This is a genomic window from Streptomyces sp. NPDC001351 (assembly GCF_042896045.1).
Taxonomy (GTDB): domain Bacteria; phylum Actinomycetota; class Actinomycetes; order Streptomycetales; family Streptomycetaceae; genus Streptomyces.
Window position 1 is genome coordinate 141,913 of sequence record NZ_JBIAWS010000013.1, and the last position, 18,051, is coordinate 159,963.

Here is an 18,051-nt window from a genome sequence, read left to right on the forward strand (position 1 = left end):
CGGTGATAGGTTCGAATATGTGATGTCTGCGGGGGCCTTGAGTCGTGCGGCGGCCGATGGGTCCGCAGTTGTTCTGAGTCGCGTCACCCTGGTCGGGGAGCGGCGTCGGGTCGATCTCGTGTTGCCGGCTCGGGAGCCGGTCGGGGTGTTGCTGCCCGAGATTCTGCGGGTGCTGGGCGACCGGGCCGGTGAGCGGCCCGGGTTGCGGCATCTCGTGACCGCGGACGGGTCCGCGCTCGGCCATGACAGCAGCCTTGAGTCCGCCGGGGTCCGGGACGGTGCCGTGCTGCGGCTCGCGCGGGCCGGGGACGCTCCGTCCGCGCCGGGTGTGCACGACGGAACTGACGAGGCCGTCGAAGATCCCGGTGGGCGGGTGTGGCGGTGGGGGTCCGAGTCGCGGCGCGTCGTCGCCGGACTGGCGACCGTGGGATGGGCCGGTGCGGGCGGGGTCTTCGCGCGGAGTGCCTACGACACCGCTGTCGTCGCCGGTGTGTTGCTCGTCGTGGCCGCTGTCGCCGCTGTGGTCGGGGCCCTCGTGGGGCGCGGCGGGCGACAGGGCGGGGTCGCCGGCACGCTGATCTGCTCGGCCGGGGTGCTCGGTGCGCTCGGGGCCTCCGCGCTCGCCGACGACCACCACTGGTCCGGTGCGCTGCACGTGGGTGCGCCGGCCGCGGTGGGTGCCGTGACGCTCGTACTGCTGGGGCTCTTCACCGGGTTGGGGCGTGCGGGGCTGGTCGGCGCGGGCGCTGTCGCCGTCACCGTCCTCGGCTGGGAGGGCCTCGTCGCCCTGCAATCAGGTGCGGGGACGGCCGGGCAGCAGGCTCGGACCGGTGCGGTGCTCGCCGTCGTCTCCGTCGTCGCCCTCGGTGTGCTGCCGCGGCTCGCGCTCACGGCCTCCGGGCTGTCCGGGCTCGACGACCGGCGGGCCGGCGGGGTCTCCGTGAGCCGGTACCAGGCGTCCGCGGCGCTCGCGGCCGCCCATCGCGGGCTGATGCTCGCCACCGTCACCGTTGCCGTGTCGGCGACCATGGCGGGGGTGTGGGCGCTGCGTGCGCCCGGCGTGTGGACCGTGCTGCTCGCCGTCGTCACGGCGGTGGTGGTGGCCCTGCGTGCGCGGGCCTTTCCGCTGGTCGCCGAGGTCGTGGTGCTGCTGGCGGGTGCCGCCGTGGTGGCCGTACGGCTGTTGGCGGTGTGGGTGGAGCGGTCCGGTACGGCGGGGCCGGCCCTGGCCGTGCTCGCGGCGCTGGCCGTGCTGACGCTCGCCACGCTCGTCGTACGGCCCGCCGAGCAGGTCCTGGGGCGGCTGCGGCGAGCGGGTGACCTGCTGGAGTCCGCCGGTGTCATCGCCCTGCTTCCCCTGCTCATCGGGGTCTTCGGCGTGTACGGGCGGCTGCTCGGCACCATCGCTTAGGGGACGGGACGGCATGGTTCACGGGGAACAGGGGCGAGAGCCCGCGGGCGACGACGACTGGCGGCGCGATGCGCTGTTCCAGCTCGGACCGGCGGAGCAGCAGCGGGCTTCGGCGCCCTCGGGCGAAGCCGTCGTAGCGGCGGATCCGGCTCTTCCCGGACCCGGCGGCGAGCCGACCCTGCGGCTCGTGCACTCGGCGCGGAGCGAGGACCCGGCCCCTGGCGGGAGCCGGACCGGTCCGTCGGCCGGCCCGACGCCTGCGGCCACCGCGCCCGCCCCACAGCGCATTGAGCAGACCAGCGCCTTCGCCCACTCGACGGCCGCCCCGGCCCCACCCCAGCACCCCCCGACCGCCGCGCCCGCGCGCCCCCCGGTCGGCCCCACCCCACCTCCTGGCCCACCCACCACCCCGCCCGACCCGACCACCACCGCCCCGGCACACCCCACCGCGCCGGAGCCCGGGGCGCCCGCGCCCACCGCTCCCGTCGCCTCCCACACGCCCGCACCCGGGCCCCGCTCCCAGGTCCCCGCCCCGGCCCCCGCTTCGGTCCCCGCCGCGCCCGTCTCCACCCCCGAAAGCCTTCCCACCCTCGATCCCCGGCTGGCTCTCGCCATCGGTCGCCCCCAGCACGGGGATTCGCTGGCCCACCGGACGGGCCGTACCCTGCGTCGGCTGGCCACCTCCGTTTCACAGGACGTGGCCGAACAGACGCGGGTCGCGCGGGAGTTGCAGCAGCCGGTGGCCACCGGGCGGGTCATCGCCGTGACCTCGATCCGTGGGGGCGTCGGCAAGTCGACCGTGGCCGCGCTGCTCGGCCGTACCTTCAACCACTACCGGCACGACCCGGTGCTCACGCTGGAGGCGGACGCCGCGCTGGGCACGCTGCCGGTGCGGATGGGCGCGGAGTCGGTGCGGTGGTCGTGCGCCGACCTCGCCCGGATTCTGACGCCGGCCATGCAACTGACCCATGTCACCGGGTACTTGGTGCCCGTGGCCGACGGCGGCTGGCTGCTGCCCGGGAGCCAGGGGAAGGTCGGCGCCCCCTTGGACGTGCGGACGTACCGCACGGTGACGCTCGCCCTGCGGCGCTACTTCTCCGTGACGGTCGTCGACTGCGAGACGCTCCCCGGCGACGTCGCCCGAACGGCGATGGACACCGCCCACGCCCGGGTGGTCGTCGCGCCCATGACCGCGGAGGGTGTCGGCGGGACCCGGCAGGTCCTCGACTGGCTCGGGCAGTTGCCGCACTCCGCGCTCTCCACGACCGTGGTGGCCCTCACCGCGAGTTCCCCCGACATGATCCTCGACGTGAAGGCCGCCACCGCCCACCTGAAGGAGACGGGCGTGCCCGTCGTCGTCCTGCCCTACGACCGGCATCTGGCGGGCGGCGGCCCCATCCGCTCGGATCTGCTCGGCCGGGCCGCCCAGGACTCGGCCGTGCGACTGGCGGCCGAGGCGCTGCACCGGGCGGTGCGCGCGCACTGACCACCGGCGGCCTCAGAACCGTATCGGCCTCAGAACCGTATGACGTCCCCTTGCCGTACCGACCCACCCCTAACCACCTGCGCATACACCCCGGCACACGGCTCGGGTGGCCGGCCGGGCAGGGCGGGTACGCGGTGGTGGTGGGCGAGGACGCGCAGGGCGTCCGGGTCGCGGGGCAGGCCGCCGTGGGCGAGGGTGGGGATCGCGCAGCGGGGGGTCGAGGCGAGGACGCGGAGGATCGGGCCGTCGGCGATGTGCAGGTGGCTGCCGGCCCAGGTGTGTTCCACGAAGCCTTCGGCCTCGCCCGTGTCGACGACCAGGTTGGGGCGGTAGCGCTGGGCCTCCACCGTGCCCCGGGGGCTCAGTTCGGCGATTCTCCTCAGGGTCGACGTCGTGATGACGTGCACCGGCGCGAAGTCGAAGAAGGTGCCCGGCGGGGAGGCCGAGCCGAACTGGACGGTGTCGGCTTCCACTTCGGCCTCCAGCCCCGCCGCCAGGACCTGCTCCGGCCGGGAGCGGTCCAGGGTGCCGGCGGGCGGGGGTGTGTCGGTCAGCGTGACCTTGCGGCCGACGAGGGCCGAGAGGGCGGCGGCCGTGCGCACTTCGCTGCCGTCCGGTCCGGTGATGCGCGGCCCGGTCTCGGTGAGGGTCGCGGCGCATCTGAGCAACTCCCGCCACAGCCGCGGGGTCTTCGCGCTGGCGACCTTGCCCGTCTCCTCGTCCAGCAGCGCGAACCGGCGGTCGCCGCTCAGGCCGCGGTCGGTGATCTCGACGGCGTCGAGCGGCTCGCCGAGCATCGACTTGACGGGGTAGCGGTACAGCGCGGCGACCGTGGCCTCTCTCAACTCGGGCCCGCCCCGGTACTCGGCGGCCCCGCCGCCTCCACCGCCTCCGCCACCGCCCGGCGCATCGCCGCGGCCGTCGCCCGGCCGTCGAACGCCGACAGGTGTGCGACCACGCGGGCCGTCCAGTCGGCGTCCCCGAGCCGGTGCACCTCGCCGTCCTTGACCAACCGCGCCATCACGGACTGCAGGAACAGGATGTCCCTCGTCCGGTACCAGCGCGGATGACGGTCGAAGAACAGCTGCTGGTCCTCGTACGGATGGCGCACCGTCATGTGCAGATAGCCGCCGCCGCGCCCCTTGAAGGGCCCGGGCAGGCCACCCAGAATGCCCATCTGGGCGTAGAGGCCGCGCGGGTAGCGGCCGCCCAGCGTGATGCTTCCGCTCAGCATGATCCGGGGCCAGGGCACCACCTCCACCCGGGAATCCCGCGCAACAGCGTGCAGTCCGTCCGTCCGGAACTCCACGCGTGCACGGCTCGGCCGCCGGGCGTCCCCCAACGCCCAGCGGCCGTCGACCCGTTCCAGTGGTCCGAGGCTCTCGCTCACGAGATCCCATTCTGCACGAACCTCTGTGCGGTTCCAGTGAGTTGTTCCCGTGCGGTCAGGCGGCGTGCTCCAGGAACCGTGCGGCCGTCTCCGCCAGCACCTCGCGGCCGTCCCGTGCCCACAGCACGTCGTTGAACAGCTCAACCTCGATGGCGCCGGTGTATCCGGCCGCCTCCACGTACCCCCTCCACTCCCGCATGTCGATCGAGCCGTCCCCGATCTGCCCGCGGCCGTTGAGCACGCCCTCCGGCAACGGGGTGGTCCAGTCGGCGAGCTGGAAGGTGTGAATACGGCCGCCGGCACCCGCGCGGGCGATCTGCGCGGGCGCGTTGTCGTCCCACCAGATGTGGTACGTGTCGACGGTGACGCCCACCTGGTGGGCAGGGAAACGTTCCGCGAGGTCGAGCGCCTGGGTGAGCGTGGAGACCACGCAGCGGTCGGCGGCGTACATCGGGTGGAGCGGCTCGATGGCCAGCCGTACGCCGTGCTGCTCCGCGTACGGGCCCAGCTCGCCGAGCGCGTCCGCGATGCGCTCCCGGGCGCCGTGCAGGTCCTTGGACCCCGCGGGCAGGCCGCCGGAGACCAGCACCAGTGTGTCCGTCCCCAGGGTCGCCGCCTCGTCGATGGCGCGCCGGTTGTCGTCCAGGGCGGCCGCGCGCTCGGCCGGGTCGATCGCCGTGAAGAAGCCGCCGCGGCACAGGGTGGTGACGGTCAGGCCCGCGTCGCGGATCAGTTTCGCCGTCGCCTCCAGGCCGTGGGACTGGACCGGTTCACGCCACAGCCCCACGCCCGGCACACCCAACTCCAGGCAGGCGTCGACCAGTTCGGGCATCGACAGTTGCTTCACCGTCATCTGGTTGATGGAGAAGCGGGAGAGGTCGCCGGTGGTCACTGGGTCACTCCGTAGAGGGCGAGGAGGGTCTTCATCCGTTCCTCCGCCAGCTTCGGGTCCGGGAACAGGCCCAGGCCGTCGGCGAGTTCGTAGGCGCGGGCGAGGTGCGGGAGGGAGCGGGCCGACTGGAGGCCGCCGACCATGGTGAAGTGCGACTGGTGGCCGGCCAGCCAGGCGAGGAGGACCACGCCCGTCTTGTAGAAGCGGGTCGGGGTCTGGAAGAGATGGCGGGAGAGCTCGACGGTCGGGTCGAGCAGGGCCCTGAAGCCCGCCACATCGCCCGTGTCCAGGACCCGTACGGCCTCAGCCGCCAGCGGTCCGAGCGGGTCGAAGATGCCGAGCAGGGCGTGGCTGAAACCCTTCTCGTCGCCCGCGATCAGCTCGGGGTAGTTGAAGTCGTCGCCCGTGTAGCAGCGGACGCCCTGCGGGAGCCGGCGGCGGATGTCGATCTCCCGCTGGGCGTCCAGCAGGGAGACCTTGATGCCCTCCACCTTGTCCGGGTGCGCGGCGATGACGTCCAGGAAGGTGTCGGTGGCCGCGTCCAGGTCGGACGAGCCCCAGTAGCCGTCCAGCGCCGGGTCGAACATCGGGCCGAGCCAGTGCAGGATCACCGGCTCGGACGCCTGGCGGAGGAGGTGGCCGTAGACCTCGAGGTAGTCCTCGGGGCCGTTCGCGGCCGCCGCGAGCGCGCGGGACGCCATCAGGATGGCCTGCGCGCCGGACTCCTCCACGAGGGCGAGCTGCTCCTCGTAGGCCGTCCGGACCTCCACGAGAGACCCGGCGGCGATCTGGTCGGTGCCGACACCGCAGGCGATGCGGCCGCCGACCGCCTTGGCCTCGGCGGCGCTGCGGCGGATCAGCTCGGCCGCGCCCGCCCAGTCCAGGCCCATGCCGCGCTGGGCGGTGTCCATCGCCTCGGCGACGCCGAGCCCGTGGGACCACAGGTGGCGGCGGAAGGCGAGGGTGGCGTCCCAGTCGACGGCGGCGGGCGAGTCGGGCGACACGTCCGCGTACGGGTCGGCGACGACGTGCGCGGCCGAGAAGACCGTACGGGAGGTGAAGGGCGAGCCGGGAGTGACGGCGAGGGGCTCGGGGCGGGGCTCGTACGCCCTCAATCCGCCCTTGGAGTCCGGGAGTTGGATGGTCACAGCGCGATCTCCGGTACGTCGATGCGGACGCCCTGGGCGGAGGACTTCAGGCCCAGCTCGGCGAGCTGGACGCCGCGGGCGCCGGCGAGGAGGTCCCAGTGGTAGTCGGCACCGGCGTAGACGTGCTTGAGGAACAGCTCCCACTGGGCCTTGAATCCGTTGTCGAACTCGTCGTTGTCGGGGATTTCCTGCCACTGGTCGCGGAAGGAGTACGTCGCCGGGATGTCGGGGTTCCAGACCGGCTTGGGGGTCATGCTGCGGTGCTGGACACGGCAGTTGCGCAGACCGGCGACGGCCGAGCCCTCGGTGCCGTCGACCTGGAACTCCACCAGCTCGTCGCGGTTGACGCGCACGGCCCAGGAGGAGTTGATCTGGGCGATCGCGCCGCCCTCGAGCTCGAAGATGCCGTAGGCGGCGTCGTCGGCGGTGGCGTCGTAGGGCTTGTCGTTCTCGTCCCAGCGCTGCGGGATGTGGGTGGCGGTGAGGGCCTGGACGGACTTCACCCGGCCGAACAGCTCGTGCAGGACGTACTCCCAGTGCGGGAACATGTCGACGACGATGCCGCCGCCGTCCTCGGCACGGTAGTTCCACGACGGGCGCTGGGCACTCTGCCAGTCGCCCTCGAAGACCCAGTAGCCGAACTCGCCGCGGATGGACAGGATCCGGCCGAAGAAGCCGCCGTCGATCAGGCGCTTGAGCTTCAGCAGGCCCGGGAGGAAGAGCTTGTCCTGGACCACGCCGTGCTTGATGCCGGCGTCGTTCGCGAGGCGGGCGAGCTCGAGGGCGCCCTCCAGTCCCGTCGCGGTCGGCTTCTCGGTGTAGATGTGCTTGCCCGCCGCGATCGCCTTCCTGATCGCCTCCTCGCGGGCCGAGGTCACCTGGGCGTCGAAGTAGATGTCGACGCTCGGGTCCGCGAGGACCGCGTCGACGTCGGTGGAGATGTTCTGCGGGTCCAGGCCGTGCTGCTCGGCGAGCGCCGTGAGCGCGTGCTCGCGGCGGCCGACCAGGACCGGCTCCGGCCACAGCACCGTGCCGTCGCCGAGGGTGAGGCCGCCCTGTTCGCGGATGGCCAGGATGGAGCGGACCAGGTGCTGGCGGTGGCCCATGCGCCCGGTCACGCCGTTCATGGCGATACGCACCGTCTTGCGTGTCACGTCATTCCCTTCGCAGGCGTCGTACACAGCGTCGTACGCGGGTGGTGTGCGCCGCGTCGGCCCTACCCATGAGCGTCACAGCAAGCGCTTTCTATACAAGGAAAAGCTAGCCTCTGAGCAGTGGTCCGGACAAGACCGTGACCGCTTCGAGTTGTTCGAGGGGACGAACAGTGGGGGGTTCTGGCCGTAAGGTCTGCTCGACGTGCTCGGAACCGGGGGCCTGCGGCGGTCTGTCTACGAGCACGTACGACGAGGTACGGACGTACGACGAGCTACGAGAGATGCGCGACGAACTGCGCGACCGGAGGACGACGAGATGACGGTGACCCTGGCGGACGTGGCGGCCCGCGCACAGGTCTCCCCCGCGACGGTGTCGCGCGTGCTGAACGGGAACTATCCCGTCGCCGCCTCCACCCGTGAGCGGGTGCTGAAGGCGGTCGACGAGCTGGACTACGTGCTGAACGGGCCGGCCAGCGCGCTGGCGGCGGCGACTTCCGATCTGGTCGGAATCCTCGTCAACGACATCGCCGACCCCTTCTTCGGGATCATGGCGAGCGCGATCCAGTCGGAGATCGGGGGGCCGGGCGGCCGGGCCGGCGGCGAGCGCCTCGCGGTCGTCTGCAACACGGGGGGTTCGCCGGAGCGTGAGCTGACGTATCTGACCCTGCTGCAGCGGCAGCGGGCGGCGGCGGTGGTGCTGACCGGTGGGGCCATGGAGAACGAGCCGCACGCGGCGGCGGTCGCGTCGAAGCTGCGCAAGCTGACGGACGCGGGGACGCGGGTGGTGCTGTGCGGGCGGCCGCCGGCACCCGACACCGGGGCGATCGCGCTGGCCTTCGACAACCGCGGGGGCGCACAGCAGCTGACCGAGCATCTGATCGGTCTTGGGCACCGGCGGCTCGGCTATATCGCCGGGCCCGAGGAGCGGACGACGACGCGGCACCGTCTCGAGGGGCACCGGGCGGCGCTGGCCGCGGCGGGGATCGAGGAGGATCCGGGGGCGACGGTGTGGGGGCGCTACGACCGGACGTCCGGATACGAGGCGACGCTGGAACTGCTCCGCCGGGACCCGTCCCTCACCGCGGTGGTCGCGGCGAACGACTCCGTGGCGCTCGGGGCGTGTGCGGCACTGCGGCAGTCCGGGCTGCGGATTCCGGAGGACGTGTCGGTCGCCGGGTTCGACGATCTGCCGTTCAGCGTCGACGCGGTGCCCGCGCTGACGACGGTGCGGCTGCCGCTGGCGGAGGCGGGGGCCCGGGCCGGGCGGATCGCCATGGGGCGGGAGGAGCCGCCGCCGGGCGGGATGGCGACGGTTCGGGGGGAGCTGATGGTGCGGGGGTCCTCCGGGGTGCCTCGGGGTCCGGTGGCGGCGTGACCGTCCCGTCTCTGGGGGCTGCCGCCCCCAGACCCCCGCTTTCGGCCTGAACGGCCTCGTCCTCAAACTCCCCCACTCTCGGCTTCGCTCGAGCGGGGCCCCCACGACGGGCTGAGAGATGCCGGACGGCTTCGAGAGTGGGCGCAGGTCCGGGATGTCAGTGCCGGTGTCTATCGTCCCGCCATGGTCTTCCACTTGCCCGATGGGCTGCCGAGCGGGCGATTCGAGTCCCGTGGAAACGTTGACGTGTGGCTGTCCGAGGAACTGCCCGACAACATCGTGGAGTTGTGGCCCCGGTTGATGGAGTCGGCCGGGGCGACGGGCGTGCATCCGTATCTCTGCTGGCCCGGCGATCCGTTCTTCCTCCAGGACCTGGCGGACGTGGACGCCGTACGCCTGGAGTCGGTTCTGGCGGCGGACTTCGCCGAGTACCGGCAAGAACGGCTGCCCTCATGGCGCGAGCCTGCTCGGTACGACGATCTGCCCGAGGGCGTCGCGCCCTGGCCGCACGACCCGGGACCGCCGTTCGAGAGCTGGCCCGGGCTGGCGGCCGCCGCGCAGGGCAGGGCGGGCGGTCCGAGGCCGGAGGAGGCCGCGGCGTGGCTCGTCGAGGAAGTCCTCAGGACGCATCCGTTCGCCCGCGCGTGCCGCCTCGCCCTGGTGCCCGCCCGCCGCAGCGCCGATGTGCCCGCCGTGCTGGGGTGGTCCTCCGAAGCCCCGCTGCCCCTGCTCTGTGCTCTGCTGCGCAGTTGGGAGGAGCGGTTCGGAGCCCGGGTCGTCGGGGCTTTCGGCGGTGAGCTGTTCGCCTCGGTCGCCCGCCCGCCGCTCGACCTGCCGCACGCCGAGCGGCTCGCCCTGGAGCATGTCCTCTCCACCGCCGACAACGTCGTCGACGACCCGCCCACACCCTTCCCCGAGTACGCCGCCGAGCTGGTGGGGCGGACCGAATGGCGGTTCTGGTGGGACTGAGCGATGAGTCCCGGCCCGTTCTTCGGTCTGATGGACGTCATGCCTGCCAAGGCACCGCAGACGGACAGTAGGGAGCGAGTCCCATGCGCATCGTTGTCAGCGAGTTCATCAGTCTCGACGGAGTCGTGCAGGCGCCCGGCGGTCCCCAGGAGGACACCGACGGCGGGTTCGCGCACGGCGGGTGGTCGCATCCGTACTTCGATCCTGAGGTGGTCGGCGGGGCCTTCGCCGCGGGGCTGGAGCAGGCCGAGGCGCTGCTGTACGGGCGCCGTACGTATCTGACGATGGCGGGGGCCTGGCCCGAGCGGGCCGGAGACCCCTTCGCCGACCGGCTCAATGCGCTGAAGAAGTACGTCGTGACCGACACGCTCAGCGACTCCGAGCTGACCTGGAACAACACCGAGCGGATCCCGGGCCGCGAGGCCGTCGCGCGGATCCGGGAGCTGCGTGCCGCTCCCGGCGGCGACCTGGCGATGATGGGCAGCCCCACCCTCGTGCGGACGCTGATCAGCGAGGGACTGGTGGACGAACTGCAGCTCATCCACATGCCGGTCGTCCTCGGCGGCGGAAAGTCCATCTTCCCCGAGGACGGGGTCAAGCGGCCGTTCGAGCTGGTCTCCACGGTCAGGGGCAAGACCGGTGTGCAGGTGAGCGTGTACCGGCCGGCGGCCGACGAAGGGTAGTCACGGGGGTGCGGGTGTCCTAGTCTCGGAGCCGGCGGTATCTCTGACTGAGTCAACTATCTGGTTCATGTATCCGGGACAACCATCCGGGGGTCGACACTCATGACCGTCCAGGACATCCGCACCTTCAACCGCTTCTACACGAACGTCATCGGCGCCCTCGACTACAGCCGTCAGCTGTACGCCCCGTTCACCCTGACCGAGTCCCGCGTCCTGTACGAGCTGGCGCACTCCCCACGGACGGACGCGGCCGACCTGCGGGCCGAACTCTCCCTGGACGCCGGGTACCTGAGCCGGATCCTCAACAAGTTCGAGGAGGACGGGCTGATCGAGCGCACGCTGTCCGACAGTGACACCAGACGTCGGCGCGTCTCGCTCACGTCCCGCGGCCGCGAGACCGCCGCCCTGCTCGCCGAGCGTGCGAACGAATCCGTGGGTGCGCTGCTGTCCACCGTGCCCTCCGCCGACCGGCCGCGTCTGGCGGAGGCGATGCGGGCCGTCCGGGAGATCCTCTCCGAGGGCCGCCCTCCCCGTCGTGAGGACGTCGTCCTGCGCGAACCGGCCCCCGGGGACCTCGGCTGGATCGTCCAGCGCAATGCCGCGCTGTACGCGTCCGAGTTCGGCTGGAACACCGACTACGAGGGGCTGGTGGCGCGGATCGTCGCCGACTTCGCCGAGGACCACGACCCGCATCTGGAGCGGGTGTGGATCGCCGAGCTCGACGGCCGCCCGGTGGGGTGTGTGATGTGCGTACGGGACGAGGCGCCCGGCACGGCCCGGCTGCGGCTGCTGCTGGTCGAGCCGGACGCGCGCGGGCTCGGCATCGGCGACCGGCTGGTGGGGGCCGTCATCGACTTCGCGCGCGGTGTCGGCTACCGCGAGCTCGTCCTGTGGACCAATGACGTCCTGGCCGCCGCCCGCCGCATCTACCAGCGCCACGGCTTCGTGCTCGTCGCCGAGAAACCGCACCGTTCGTTCGGAAAGGACCTGAACGGCCAGGACTGGCGCCTGGACCTGCACGGCACCCCCGAGTGACAGTAGGGACCATGAGACTGGCGTTCTCCACCCTCGGCGTCCCCGGCCTGCCCATCCCGGACGTGGTCCGGCTGGCGGCCACCCACGGCTACCACGGCGTGGAGCTTCGCGCGCATCCCGAGGAGCCGGTCCATCCCGGCATCGACCTCGGCGGGCGGGCGGACGTGGCCGCCGAGTTCAAGGCGGGCGGCATCGAGGTGCTGGGCCTCGCCGGGTACGCGCGCGTGGCCGCGCCCGGCGACGACGGTCCGGTGATCGACGAGATCCGTGCCCTCCTCGACCTCGCCCGTGACCTCGGCGCCCCGTACGTCCGGGTCTTCCCGGGCGGCGGCCACGAGCAGAGCACGGAGCGCGCCGACGCGACGGCCGCGCGACGGCTCGGCACGGCGGCGGAGTACGCCGCCGACCTCGGCGTACGCATCCTCCTCGAGACGCACGACTCGCACCGCAGGGCCGCCGACGCGATCCGCATCCTCGGCCTGGTCGGGCACCGCCATGTCGGCGCCCTCTGGGACGTCATGCACACCTGGCTGGGCGGCGAGCAGCCCTCGGAGTCGTATGCGGCCCTCTCCCCGTATCTCGGCTACGTCCAGGTCAAGGACATCGCCTCCGCCGAGGACACGACCCCGCTCGCGCTCGGCGCCGGCGTGCTGCCGCTCACCGAGACCGTGGAGGTCCTCTCCCGGCACGGCTGGGACGGCTGGCTGTGCTGGGAGTACGAGAAGCGGTGGTACGAGGAGGCCGCGCCGCTGCCGGAGCTGCTGGCGACGGGGCGGGAACATCTGGGGCGGCTGCTCACCGAGTGCGCGTGAGCCGTACGTCCTACGCCGGGCGGCCCGTGATCGTCGCCGCCGCATCCAGGCACCACTCCAGTACGGCGGGCCAGGAGCCGTAACCGGCGTCGAGGTCGAGGTGGGCGGCGCCGGGGAGGACGTCGGTGGGGATGCGCAGGGGGTCGCCGAAGGCGTCCCGGGCGCCCTCCGGGCAGTACGGGTCGTCGTCGCCGGCGACCAGGCGGGTGGGGGCGGGGAGGGTGAAGTCGAGGGCGGGCGGGGCGAATTCGGCCACCTCGGGGAGCCGGGCGAGGACGGAGGCGGACGGCGGGGCGACGAGCAGTACGCGGTCGACGGCGCCGTCCTTCACCAGGCCGCGGGAGACGGCGTGCAGCCAGAGCAGGACGGAGGCGCTGTGCGCGAGGACGACGCGTTCGGAACCCCGGAGGTCGTCGAGGTGCCGGGTCAGCTCCGCCAGCCACACCTCCAGGCTCGGGTCGTCGGGGTCGGGCAGCTGGGGGTAGGTGACGTGGTGACCGAGGCCGGTGAGGCGGTCGGCGAGCCAGTGCTGCCAGTGGGCCTCAGGTCGGTGGTTCTGCCAGCCGTGGAGGATGAGGAAGTGCTTCGCGGTCATGCGGCGATGGTTTCCGATCACCGTGCCGTCGGTCCAGTTAATCTTTCACGGTGGAACAGGTAAGCGGGAGCTTCACGGTTGATCTGCGCCGTCTGACCGTCCTGCGGGAGCTGCAGCGCCGGGGCAGTCTGGCGCGGACGGCCGAGGCCCTGCATCTGACGCCGTCGGCGGTCTCCCAGCAGCTCGCGGCGCTGGCCCGGGAGACGGGCGTACCGCTGACGGAGAAGGACGGCCGGGGCGTACGGCTGACCGGGCAGGCGCGGGTGCTGCTGGCGCATGCCGATCTGATCGCGGCCCAACTGGAGCGGGCCCGGGCCGACTTGGCGGCGTACGGCGAGGGCGGGCGCGGGTCGGTGACGATCGGGTGCTTCTCCAGCGGGATCCTGGGGCTGCTGCCGGGGGTGCTGCGGGCGCTGGCCGAACGTCTCCCGCAGCTCAGGGTCGACGTCGTGGAGGCGGAGCCGCCGGACCTGTTCACGGCGCTCGACGCGGGCCAGGTGGACGTGGCGGTGGCGGTGGACTTCGCGAAGGCACCGCCGCACACCGACGACCGCTACCGCAGGGTGGACCTGTTCACGGACGTCCTGGACCTCGTCGTGGCGGCGGACCACCGGCTCGCCGGCAAAGGCCCGGTCGCGTTGCGGGAGCTGGCGCGGGAGGCGTGGATCGTCGGGGCGGCAGCCAGCTGCTGCGGGGCGGTGGCGCGTTCGGTGTGCGCGGCGGCCGGTTTCACACCGGACGTACGGCACGCGGTGAACGACTGGGCCGCACTCGCCGCCCTGGTCGAGGCGGGACAGGGGGTGGCGCTGGTCCCGCGGCTGGTGCGGGAGTCGTACAGGCACCGCCGCGTGACGGTGGTACCGACGCAGGGGCAGCCGGCGTCCCGGAACGTGTTCGCGGCGGTGCGGGCCGGTGCGGAGGAGGACGCGGTCCTCAAGGCGGTGCTGAATCAACTCCGCACCACGGGAACGCCCCCTACACCCGCGCCACGAACCCCGCCACCCGCCCCTCCAACCGCTCCCGGCACTCCGGCCACTCCTCCACCGTGACCGAGAAGATCGCCGAGTCCCGCAGACGGCCTTCCTCGCCGGGTGCCCAGGAACGGGACCAGTTGCGCAGGACGCCCTCGAAGCGGGCGCCTGTGCTCTGGATCGCGGCGCGGGAACGGGCGTTGCGGGCGTCGGTCTTCAGGTCGACCCGGGAGACGCCCCACTCCTCGAAGGCGTGCCGGAAGAGGAGGAGTTTGGCCTCGGCGTTGATGCCGGTGCCCTGGGCCGGCCTGGCGAGCCAGGTGAAGCCGATCTCGATGGCGTCGAGCCGGTCCTCGGATCGCCAGCAGCGCGGGTCCCAGAACGACGTGGCGCCGACCGCCCGCCCCGTGGCGCGCGAGATCTGCGCGTACGGCGCCAGCCGGCCGGCGGCGGCGCGGGCGAGCTGCGCGTCGATGTAGCCGCCGACCTCGTGGGCCCGCGGCACCCACGTGAACTCGTACGTCCCGCGGTCCTCCTCCGCCGCCGTCGCCAGATCCGCCGCGTGCCGGTGCTCCAGCGGCTCCAGACGCACCAGCGCGCCCTCCAGAACCGGCCCCTTCAGCTCGAACCCCACTCGTCCCCGCCTCACAACCGCGCGCGCAGCGCCCCGAACTCCTCGTGGAAACCGGGGAAAGTCTTCCGCACGCAGCCGGGGTCGTCGAACGAAATACCCGGCACCCGCAGCCCGGTGACCGCGAAGGACATCACGATGCGGTGGTCGCCGTACGAGGTGATCTCCGCACCGCTCCCGGACGGCACACCCGGCCGGATCTCGATCCAGTCGGGCCCCGTCGACACCTCCGCCCCCAGCCGCCGCAGGTTCTCCGCGCAGGCCTCCAGCCGGTCGCACTCCTTCACCCGTGTGTTCGCCACGTCCTCGATGCGCACCGGCCCGTCCGCGAACGGCGCGATCGCCGCCAGCGTCGGCATCGTGTCCGAGATGTCCCGCATATTGACCGTCAGGCCGCGCAGCACCCCCGTGCCCCTGACCGTCGTGCCGTCCGGGCGCACCGACACCTCGGCGCCCATCCGCCGCAGTACGTCGACGAAGCCCAGGTCACCCTGCAGCGCCCCCGTGCCCAGCCCCGGCACCGTCACCTCGGCGCCCGGCGTCACCGCGGCCGCCGCGAAGAAGTAGCTGGCGGTCGACGCGTCGGGCTCGATCGCGTAGGTGGTCGCCCGGTAGCCGCCCGGCGGGACCACGAACACGTCGCCCTCGCGCTCCACCTCCACCCCGAACGCCCGCATCATCGCGATCGTGATCTCCACGTAGGGCACGGAGACCAGGTCGGTGACGCGGATCCGCAGGCCCTTGCGGGTCAGCGGGCCCAGCAGCAGCAACGCCGTCAGGTACTGCGAGGACTGCCCCGCGTCCAGGACGACGTCTCCGCCCTCGACACCCGCCGCCCGCACCGTCAGCGGGTGGTGCCCCTCCGCCTCCTCGTGCCGCAGGTCGACCCCCAGGTCGCGCAGGGCGCGGGTCAGGGGCAGCAGGGGCCGGCGCCGCATCTGCGCGGACGCGTCGAAGCGGTACGTCCCGTGTCCCGCCGCCGCCAGGGTCGGCAGGAAGCGGGCGGTCGTGGCGCCGTCCCGGCAGTACACGTCCGCCTCGCTCACGGCGGGGCCCTGCGGACGGCCGTCCACCTGCCAGGCGTCCCGTGTCCGCCCGACGCGATACCCGAGCCGCACCAGCCCCTCGGCGAAGCCCTCGGTGTCGTCCGAGCGCAGGGGGCGTACGAGGGTGGTGACTCCGTCGGCCGCCGCCGCGAGGAAGAGCGCGCGGGCGGTGATGGACTTGGATCCGGGGATGGTGACTGGGGGCATGCCCTCATGATCGGCCGAGCACGGGCCCGATCGCCTCCCCGTCCACGGGATGGACGACTTCCCGTCGCCCGCGCGTCACCGAGGCCAGCCCCACCCCGCCGACCAGCAGCGCCGCCGCACACCACCGCAGCGGGCCCACCTCCTCCCCCAGGAAGACGGCCGCCGACGTCACCCCGAAGACCGGGACGAGGAGCGAGAACGGCGCGACCGTCGACGCCGGGTACCGGCGCAGCAGCCACCCCCACGCCCCGAAGCCGAACACCGTCGTCACCCAGGCCACGTAGACGACCGTGCCGGCGCCCTGCCAGTCGAGGGCGCGCAGGGCGTCGTAGTCCCTGCCCGGTCCCTCCAGCAGCAGGGACAGACCAAGCAGCGGCAGGACCGGGACCGTGCTCACCCAGACCATGAAGTTCAGCGCGTCCGGCGGGGCGGCCTTGCGGGTCAGGACGTTGGAGACGCCCCAGCAGGCCGCCGCCCCGATCACCAGCGCGAAGGCGCCGAGCGGTCCCGACATGCCCTCGTCCACCGCCGCGACACCGATGCCGGCCAGCGCCACCGCCATGCCCGACACCCGTATCGCGGACGGCCGTTCACCCAGGACGACGAAGGCCACTCCGGCCGTGAACACCGCCTGTATCTGCAGGACCAGCGAGGACAGTCCCGCCGGCATTCCGGCGTCCATGCCGATGAACAGCAGGCCGAACTTGGCCACGCCGAGCACCAGCCCCACCGCCAGCACCCCCCTCCACGCCACCTTCGGGCGGCCCACGAAGAAGACGGCCGGCAGGGCCGCCGCGAAGAAGCGCAGTGCCGAGAACAGCAGCGGAGGGAAGTGGTCGAGGCCGATCTCGATGACCGTGAAGTTCACGCCCCAGACGGCGGCGACGACCACGGCGAGAGCAAGGTGTGCAGGTCGCATGCGGTCGAGCATCACGCCCCACGACCATGTAGCACCAGCGATGATTACTGCACGGTCGGATGAAGCAACGCTGATGAATGGGAGCTCCCGTGCTCGATCTCCAACGCCTGCGCGCCCTGCACGCCGTCTCGGTCCACGGCACCGTGGGAGCGGCGGCCGCCGCGCTCGGGTACACGCCGTCCGCCGTGTCCCAGCAGATCGCCAAGCTGGAGCGGGAGACCAGGACCGTACTCCTGGAGAGAGAAGGACGAGGGGTGCGGCTGACCCCCGAGGCTCATCAACTCGTGGACACGGCACAGGAGTTGCTCGCCATCGTCGAGCGGGCCGAGACGGCGCTCGAGGAGCGGCGCGGGGTGCCGGCGGGGCGGCTGACGATCGCCGCGTTCGCCTCGGCGGCGCGCGGGCTGATGCCCGCCGTGCTCGCCGACCTGGCCGCCCGGCACCCCACGCTCGACGCCCGGCTGAGCGAGATCGACCCGCATCTCTCCGTCGACCTGGTCGCCAAGGGCGCGGTCGACCTGGCCGTCGTGCACGACTGGGACATCGCGCCGCTGCCCGTGCCGCCGGGCGTCGAGCACGCGGTGATCGGCGAGGACCGCAGCACGCTGCTGGTGCCCGCCGGCCACCCCTTCGCCGGGCGGGAGTCCGTGCGGCGCGAGGAACTGGGCGGGGAGCGGTGGGTGTGCCAGCCGCCGGGCCGGGTCTGTCACGACTGGCTGGTGCGCACCATGCGGGCCGCCGGGCACGAGCCGGAGATCGTGCACCAGGCCGATGAGAACCCGACGCTCGTCGCGCTGGTCGCGGGCGGGCTCGGCATCTGTCTCGTTCCGCGCCTGGGCCGCGGCCCGCTGCCCGCCGGGGTCGTGGAGGTGCGCCTCGAACCCACCCCCGTACGGCGTCTGTACGCCCTGTGGCGCAAAGGAGCCGCACGTCGTCCGGCGATCGCAGAGACGGTACGCACTCTGCAGGAGCAGTGGCCGGGCATCATGTCCCACCCGTCCCCTTGAGCTCTCGGGCACCAACTTCCGGGAATCGCGGGGAAGGAGGGAACCCGCCCCGAATACGGTTCGTCCAACCCGCAAGCTGCCGGATGAGTCTCCGCCGTGCGGTGTCGGCCCTCGCTGCTGGCTGCGATCGCTGACTCCACCCTCTCCGCCGTACAGCGGCCGGCAGCACGCCGCCATCGGCGCGCCCCCCTCCAACAGCGCCGATGGCGGCCCCTCCGCGAAAGGCCCTGGCGTGCGCGCGCCCTTGACTGGCAGAAACTTCCCGGATATTCACTCCCTCACGGAAGTTTCCTTCAGCTGATCTCCAGCGGATCACTCCG

Annotated in this window: 18 protein-coding genes; 9 read left to right on the forward strand and 9 right to left on the reverse strand. The window is 72.7% G+C overall.

Annotated features, from left to right (window positions below; genetic code table 11):
- Positions 1-22 precede the first annotated feature (22 nt).
- Together eccD and ACFY1U_RS38020 are read left to right on the forward strand one after the other, a co-directional pair.
- A complete protein-coding gene (eccD, locus tag ACFY1U_RS38015) occupies positions 23-1,411 on the forward strand; it encodes a type VII secretion integral membrane protein EccD (protein ID WP_390698609.1) in 1,389 nt (462 codons plus the stop codon).
- A 13-nt stretch (positions 1,412-1,424) separates the two neighbouring features.
- A complete protein-coding gene (locus ACFY1U_RS38020) occupies positions 1,425-2,897 on the forward strand; it encodes a hypothetical protein (RefSeq protein ID WP_390698610.1) in 1,473 nt (490 codons plus the stop codon).
- 29 nt (positions 2,898-2,926) lie between these two features.
- Here the strand turns inward: ACFY1U_RS38020 and ACFY1U_RS38025 are convergent, their stop codons facing one another.
- Genes ACFY1U_RS38025 through ACFY1U_RS38045 form a run of 5 tightly spaced genes read right to left on the reverse strand, consistent with a single transcriptional unit; the run spans position 2,927 to position 7,481 of the window.
- Positions 2,927-3,742, reverse strand: coding sequence for an MOSC domain-containing protein (locus ACFY1U_RS38025; protein ID WP_390698611.1), 816 nt, complete (start codon positions 3,740-3,742; stop codon positions 2,927-2,929).
- The gene (locus ACFY1U_RS38030) at positions 3,739-4,287 is read right to left on the reverse strand and encodes a hypothetical protein (RefSeq protein ID WP_390698612.1); all 549 of its coding nucleotides are present in this window, start codon (positions 4,285-4,287) and stop codon (positions 3,739-3,741) included. Before ACFY1U_RS38030 ends, ACFY1U_RS38025 begins: the two co-directional genes overlap by 4 nt.
- Positions 4,288-4,342: 55 nt before the next feature.
- Positions 4,343-5,140 (reverse strand): sugar phosphate isomerase/epimerase family protein, encoded by a 798-nt coding sequence (locus ACFY1U_RS38035; protein WP_390698718.1) that lies wholly within the window; start codon positions 5,138-5,140, stop codon positions 4,343-4,345.
- Between the two features lie 35 nt (positions 5,141-5,175).
- Entirely contained in the window at positions 5,176-6,327 is a 1,152-nt protein-coding gene (locus tag ACFY1U_RS38040) for a dihydrodipicolinate synthase family protein (RefSeq protein WP_390698613.1), read from the reverse strand.
- On the reverse strand, positions 6,324-7,481 hold the full coding sequence (locus ACFY1U_RS38045) for a Gfo/Idh/MocA family protein (protein ID WP_390698614.1): 1,158 nt from the start codon (positions 7,479-7,481) through the stop codon (positions 6,324-6,326). The genes ACFY1U_RS38040 and ACFY1U_RS38045 overlap by 4 nt, the downstream gene beginning before the upstream one ends.
- A 316-nt stretch (positions 7,482-7,797) precedes the next feature.
- Here ACFY1U_RS38045 and ACFY1U_RS38050 point away from each other — a divergent pair, with 316 nt between their 5' ends.
- From ACFY1U_RS38050 to ACFY1U_RS38070, 5 genes are all read left to right on the forward strand, one after another.
- On the forward strand, positions 7,798-8,856 hold the full coding sequence (locus tag ACFY1U_RS38050) for a LacI family DNA-binding transcriptional regulator (protein ID WP_390698615.1): 1,059 nt from the start codon (positions 7,798-7,800) through the stop codon (positions 8,854-8,856).
- A 183-nt stretch (positions 8,857-9,039) separates the two neighbouring features.
- Positions 9,040-9,825 (forward strand): DUF4253 domain-containing protein, encoded by a 786-nt coding sequence (locus ACFY1U_RS38055; RefSeq protein WP_390698616.1) that lies wholly within the window; start codon positions 9,040-9,042, stop codon positions 9,823-9,825.
- A gap of 83 nt (positions 9,826-9,908) precedes the next feature.
- Positions 9,909-10,508, forward strand: coding sequence for a dihydrofolate reductase family protein (locus ACFY1U_RS38060; RefSeq protein WP_390698617.1), 600 nt, complete (start codon positions 9,909-9,911; stop codon positions 10,506-10,508).
- 102 nt (positions 10,509-10,610) lie between these two features.
- Positions 10,611-11,543 carry a GNAT family N-acetyltransferase gene (locus ACFY1U_RS38065; protein ID WP_390698618.1) on the forward strand — a complete coding sequence of 311 codons (933 nt, stop codon included), beginning with the start codon at positions 10,611-10,613 and terminating at the stop codon, positions 11,541-11,543.
- Between the two features lie 11 nt (positions 11,544-11,554).
- Positions 11,555-12,355 (forward strand): sugar phosphate isomerase/epimerase family protein, encoded by an 801-nt coding sequence (locus ACFY1U_RS38070; RefSeq protein WP_390698619.1) that lies wholly within the window; start codon positions 11,555-11,557, stop codon positions 12,353-12,355.
- A gap of 10 nt (positions 12,356-12,365) precedes the next feature.
- Here ACFY1U_RS38070 and ACFY1U_RS38075 read toward each other — a convergent pair whose 3' ends face one another.
- Positions 12,366-12,950 carry an RBBP9/YdeN family alpha/beta hydrolase gene (locus ACFY1U_RS38075; protein WP_390698620.1) on the reverse strand — a complete coding sequence of 195 codons (585 nt, stop codon included), beginning with the start codon at positions 12,948-12,950 and terminating at the stop codon, positions 12,366-12,368.
- A gap of 50 nt (positions 12,951-13,000) precedes the next feature.
- Between ACFY1U_RS38075 and ACFY1U_RS38080 the strand changes: the two genes are divergently transcribed.
- Complete coding sequence (locus ACFY1U_RS38080; protein WP_390698621.1) at positions 13,001-13,999, forward strand: LysR family transcriptional regulator; 999 nt, start codon at positions 13,001-13,003, stop codon at positions 13,997-13,999.
- On the opposite strand, the gene ACFY1U_RS38085 is transcribed toward ACFY1U_RS38080, so the two are convergent.
- Genes ACFY1U_RS38085 through ACFY1U_RS38095 form a run of 3 tightly spaced genes read right to left on the reverse strand, consistent with a single transcriptional unit; the run spans position 13,926 to position 16,724 of the window.
- Entirely contained in the window at positions 13,926-14,555 is a 630-nt protein-coding gene (locus tag ACFY1U_RS38085; protein ID WP_390698622.1) for a GNAT family N-acetyltransferase, read from the reverse strand. The genes ACFY1U_RS38080 and ACFY1U_RS38085 overlap by 74 nt on opposite strands.
- An 11-nt stretch (positions 14,556-14,566) precedes the next feature.
- Positions 14,567-15,805 (reverse strand): 3-phosphoshikimate 1-carboxyvinyltransferase, encoded by a 1,239-nt coding sequence (gene aroA, locus ACFY1U_RS38090; RefSeq protein ID WP_390698623.1) that lies wholly within the window; start codon positions 15,803-15,805, stop codon positions 14,567-14,569.
- Between the two features lie 4 nt (positions 15,806-15,809).
- Positions 15,810-16,724 (reverse strand): EamA family transporter, encoded by a 915-nt coding sequence (locus ACFY1U_RS38095; protein WP_390698624.1) that lies wholly within the window; start codon positions 16,722-16,724, stop codon positions 15,810-15,812.
- A gap of 89 nt (positions 16,725-16,813) precedes the next feature.
- Here ACFY1U_RS38095 and ACFY1U_RS38100 point away from each other — a divergent pair, with 89 nt between their 5' ends.
- The gene (locus ACFY1U_RS38100) at positions 16,814-17,731 is read left to right on the forward strand and encodes a LysR family transcriptional regulator (protein ID WP_390698625.1); all 918 of its coding nucleotides are present in this window, start codon (positions 16,814-16,816) and stop codon (positions 17,729-17,731) included.
- The last annotated feature ends 320 nt before the right edge of the window (positions 17,732-18,051 follow it).

What these genes read in the sequence shown, in the direction of transcription:
- aroA (WP_390698623.1), bottom strand. Translation starts at nt 15,805, where the DNA reads ATGCCCCCAGTCACCATCCCCGGATCCAAGTCCATCACCGCCCGCGCG.
- eccD (WP_390698609.1), top strand. Translation starts at nt 23, where the DNA reads ATGTCTGCGGGGGCCTTGAGTCGTGCGGCGGCCGATGGGTCCGCAGTT.
- ACFY1U_RS38055 (WP_390698616.1), top strand. Translation starts at nt 9,040, where the DNA reads ATGGTCTTCCACTTGCCCGATGGGCTGCCGAGCGGGCGATTCGAGTCC.
- ACFY1U_RS38020 (WP_390698610.1), top strand. Translation starts at nt 1,425, where the DNA reads ATGGTTCACGGGGAACAGGGGCGAGAGCCCGCGGGCGACGACGACTGG.
- ACFY1U_RS38065 (WP_390698618.1), top strand. Translation starts at nt 10,611, where the DNA reads ATGACCGTCCAGGACATCCGCACCTTCAACCGCTTCTACACGAACGTC.
- ACFY1U_RS38075 (WP_390698620.1), bottom strand. Translation starts at nt 12,950, where the DNA reads ATGACCGCGAAGCACTTCCTCATCCTCCACGGCTGGCAGAACCACCGA.
- ACFY1U_RS38035 (WP_390698718.1), bottom strand. Translation starts at nt 5,140, where the DNA reads ATGACGGTGAAGCAACTGTCGATGCCCGAACTGGTCGACGCCTGCCTG.
- ACFY1U_RS38070 (WP_390698619.1), top strand. Translation starts at nt 11,555, where the DNA reads ATGAGACTGGCGTTCTCCACCCTCGGCGTCCCCGGCCTGCCCATCCCG.
- ACFY1U_RS38060 (WP_390698617.1), top strand. Translation starts at nt 9,909, where the DNA reads ATGCGCATCGTTGTCAGCGAGTTCATCAGTCTCGACGGAGTCGTGCAG.
- ACFY1U_RS38095 (WP_390698624.1), bottom strand. Translation starts at nt 16,724, where the DNA reads ATGCGACCTGCACACCTTGCTCTCGCCGTGGTCGTCGCCGCCGTCTGG.
- ACFY1U_RS38050 (WP_390698615.1), top strand. Translation starts at nt 7,798, where the DNA reads ATGACGGTGACCCTGGCGGACGTGGCGGCCCGCGCACAGGTCTCCCCC.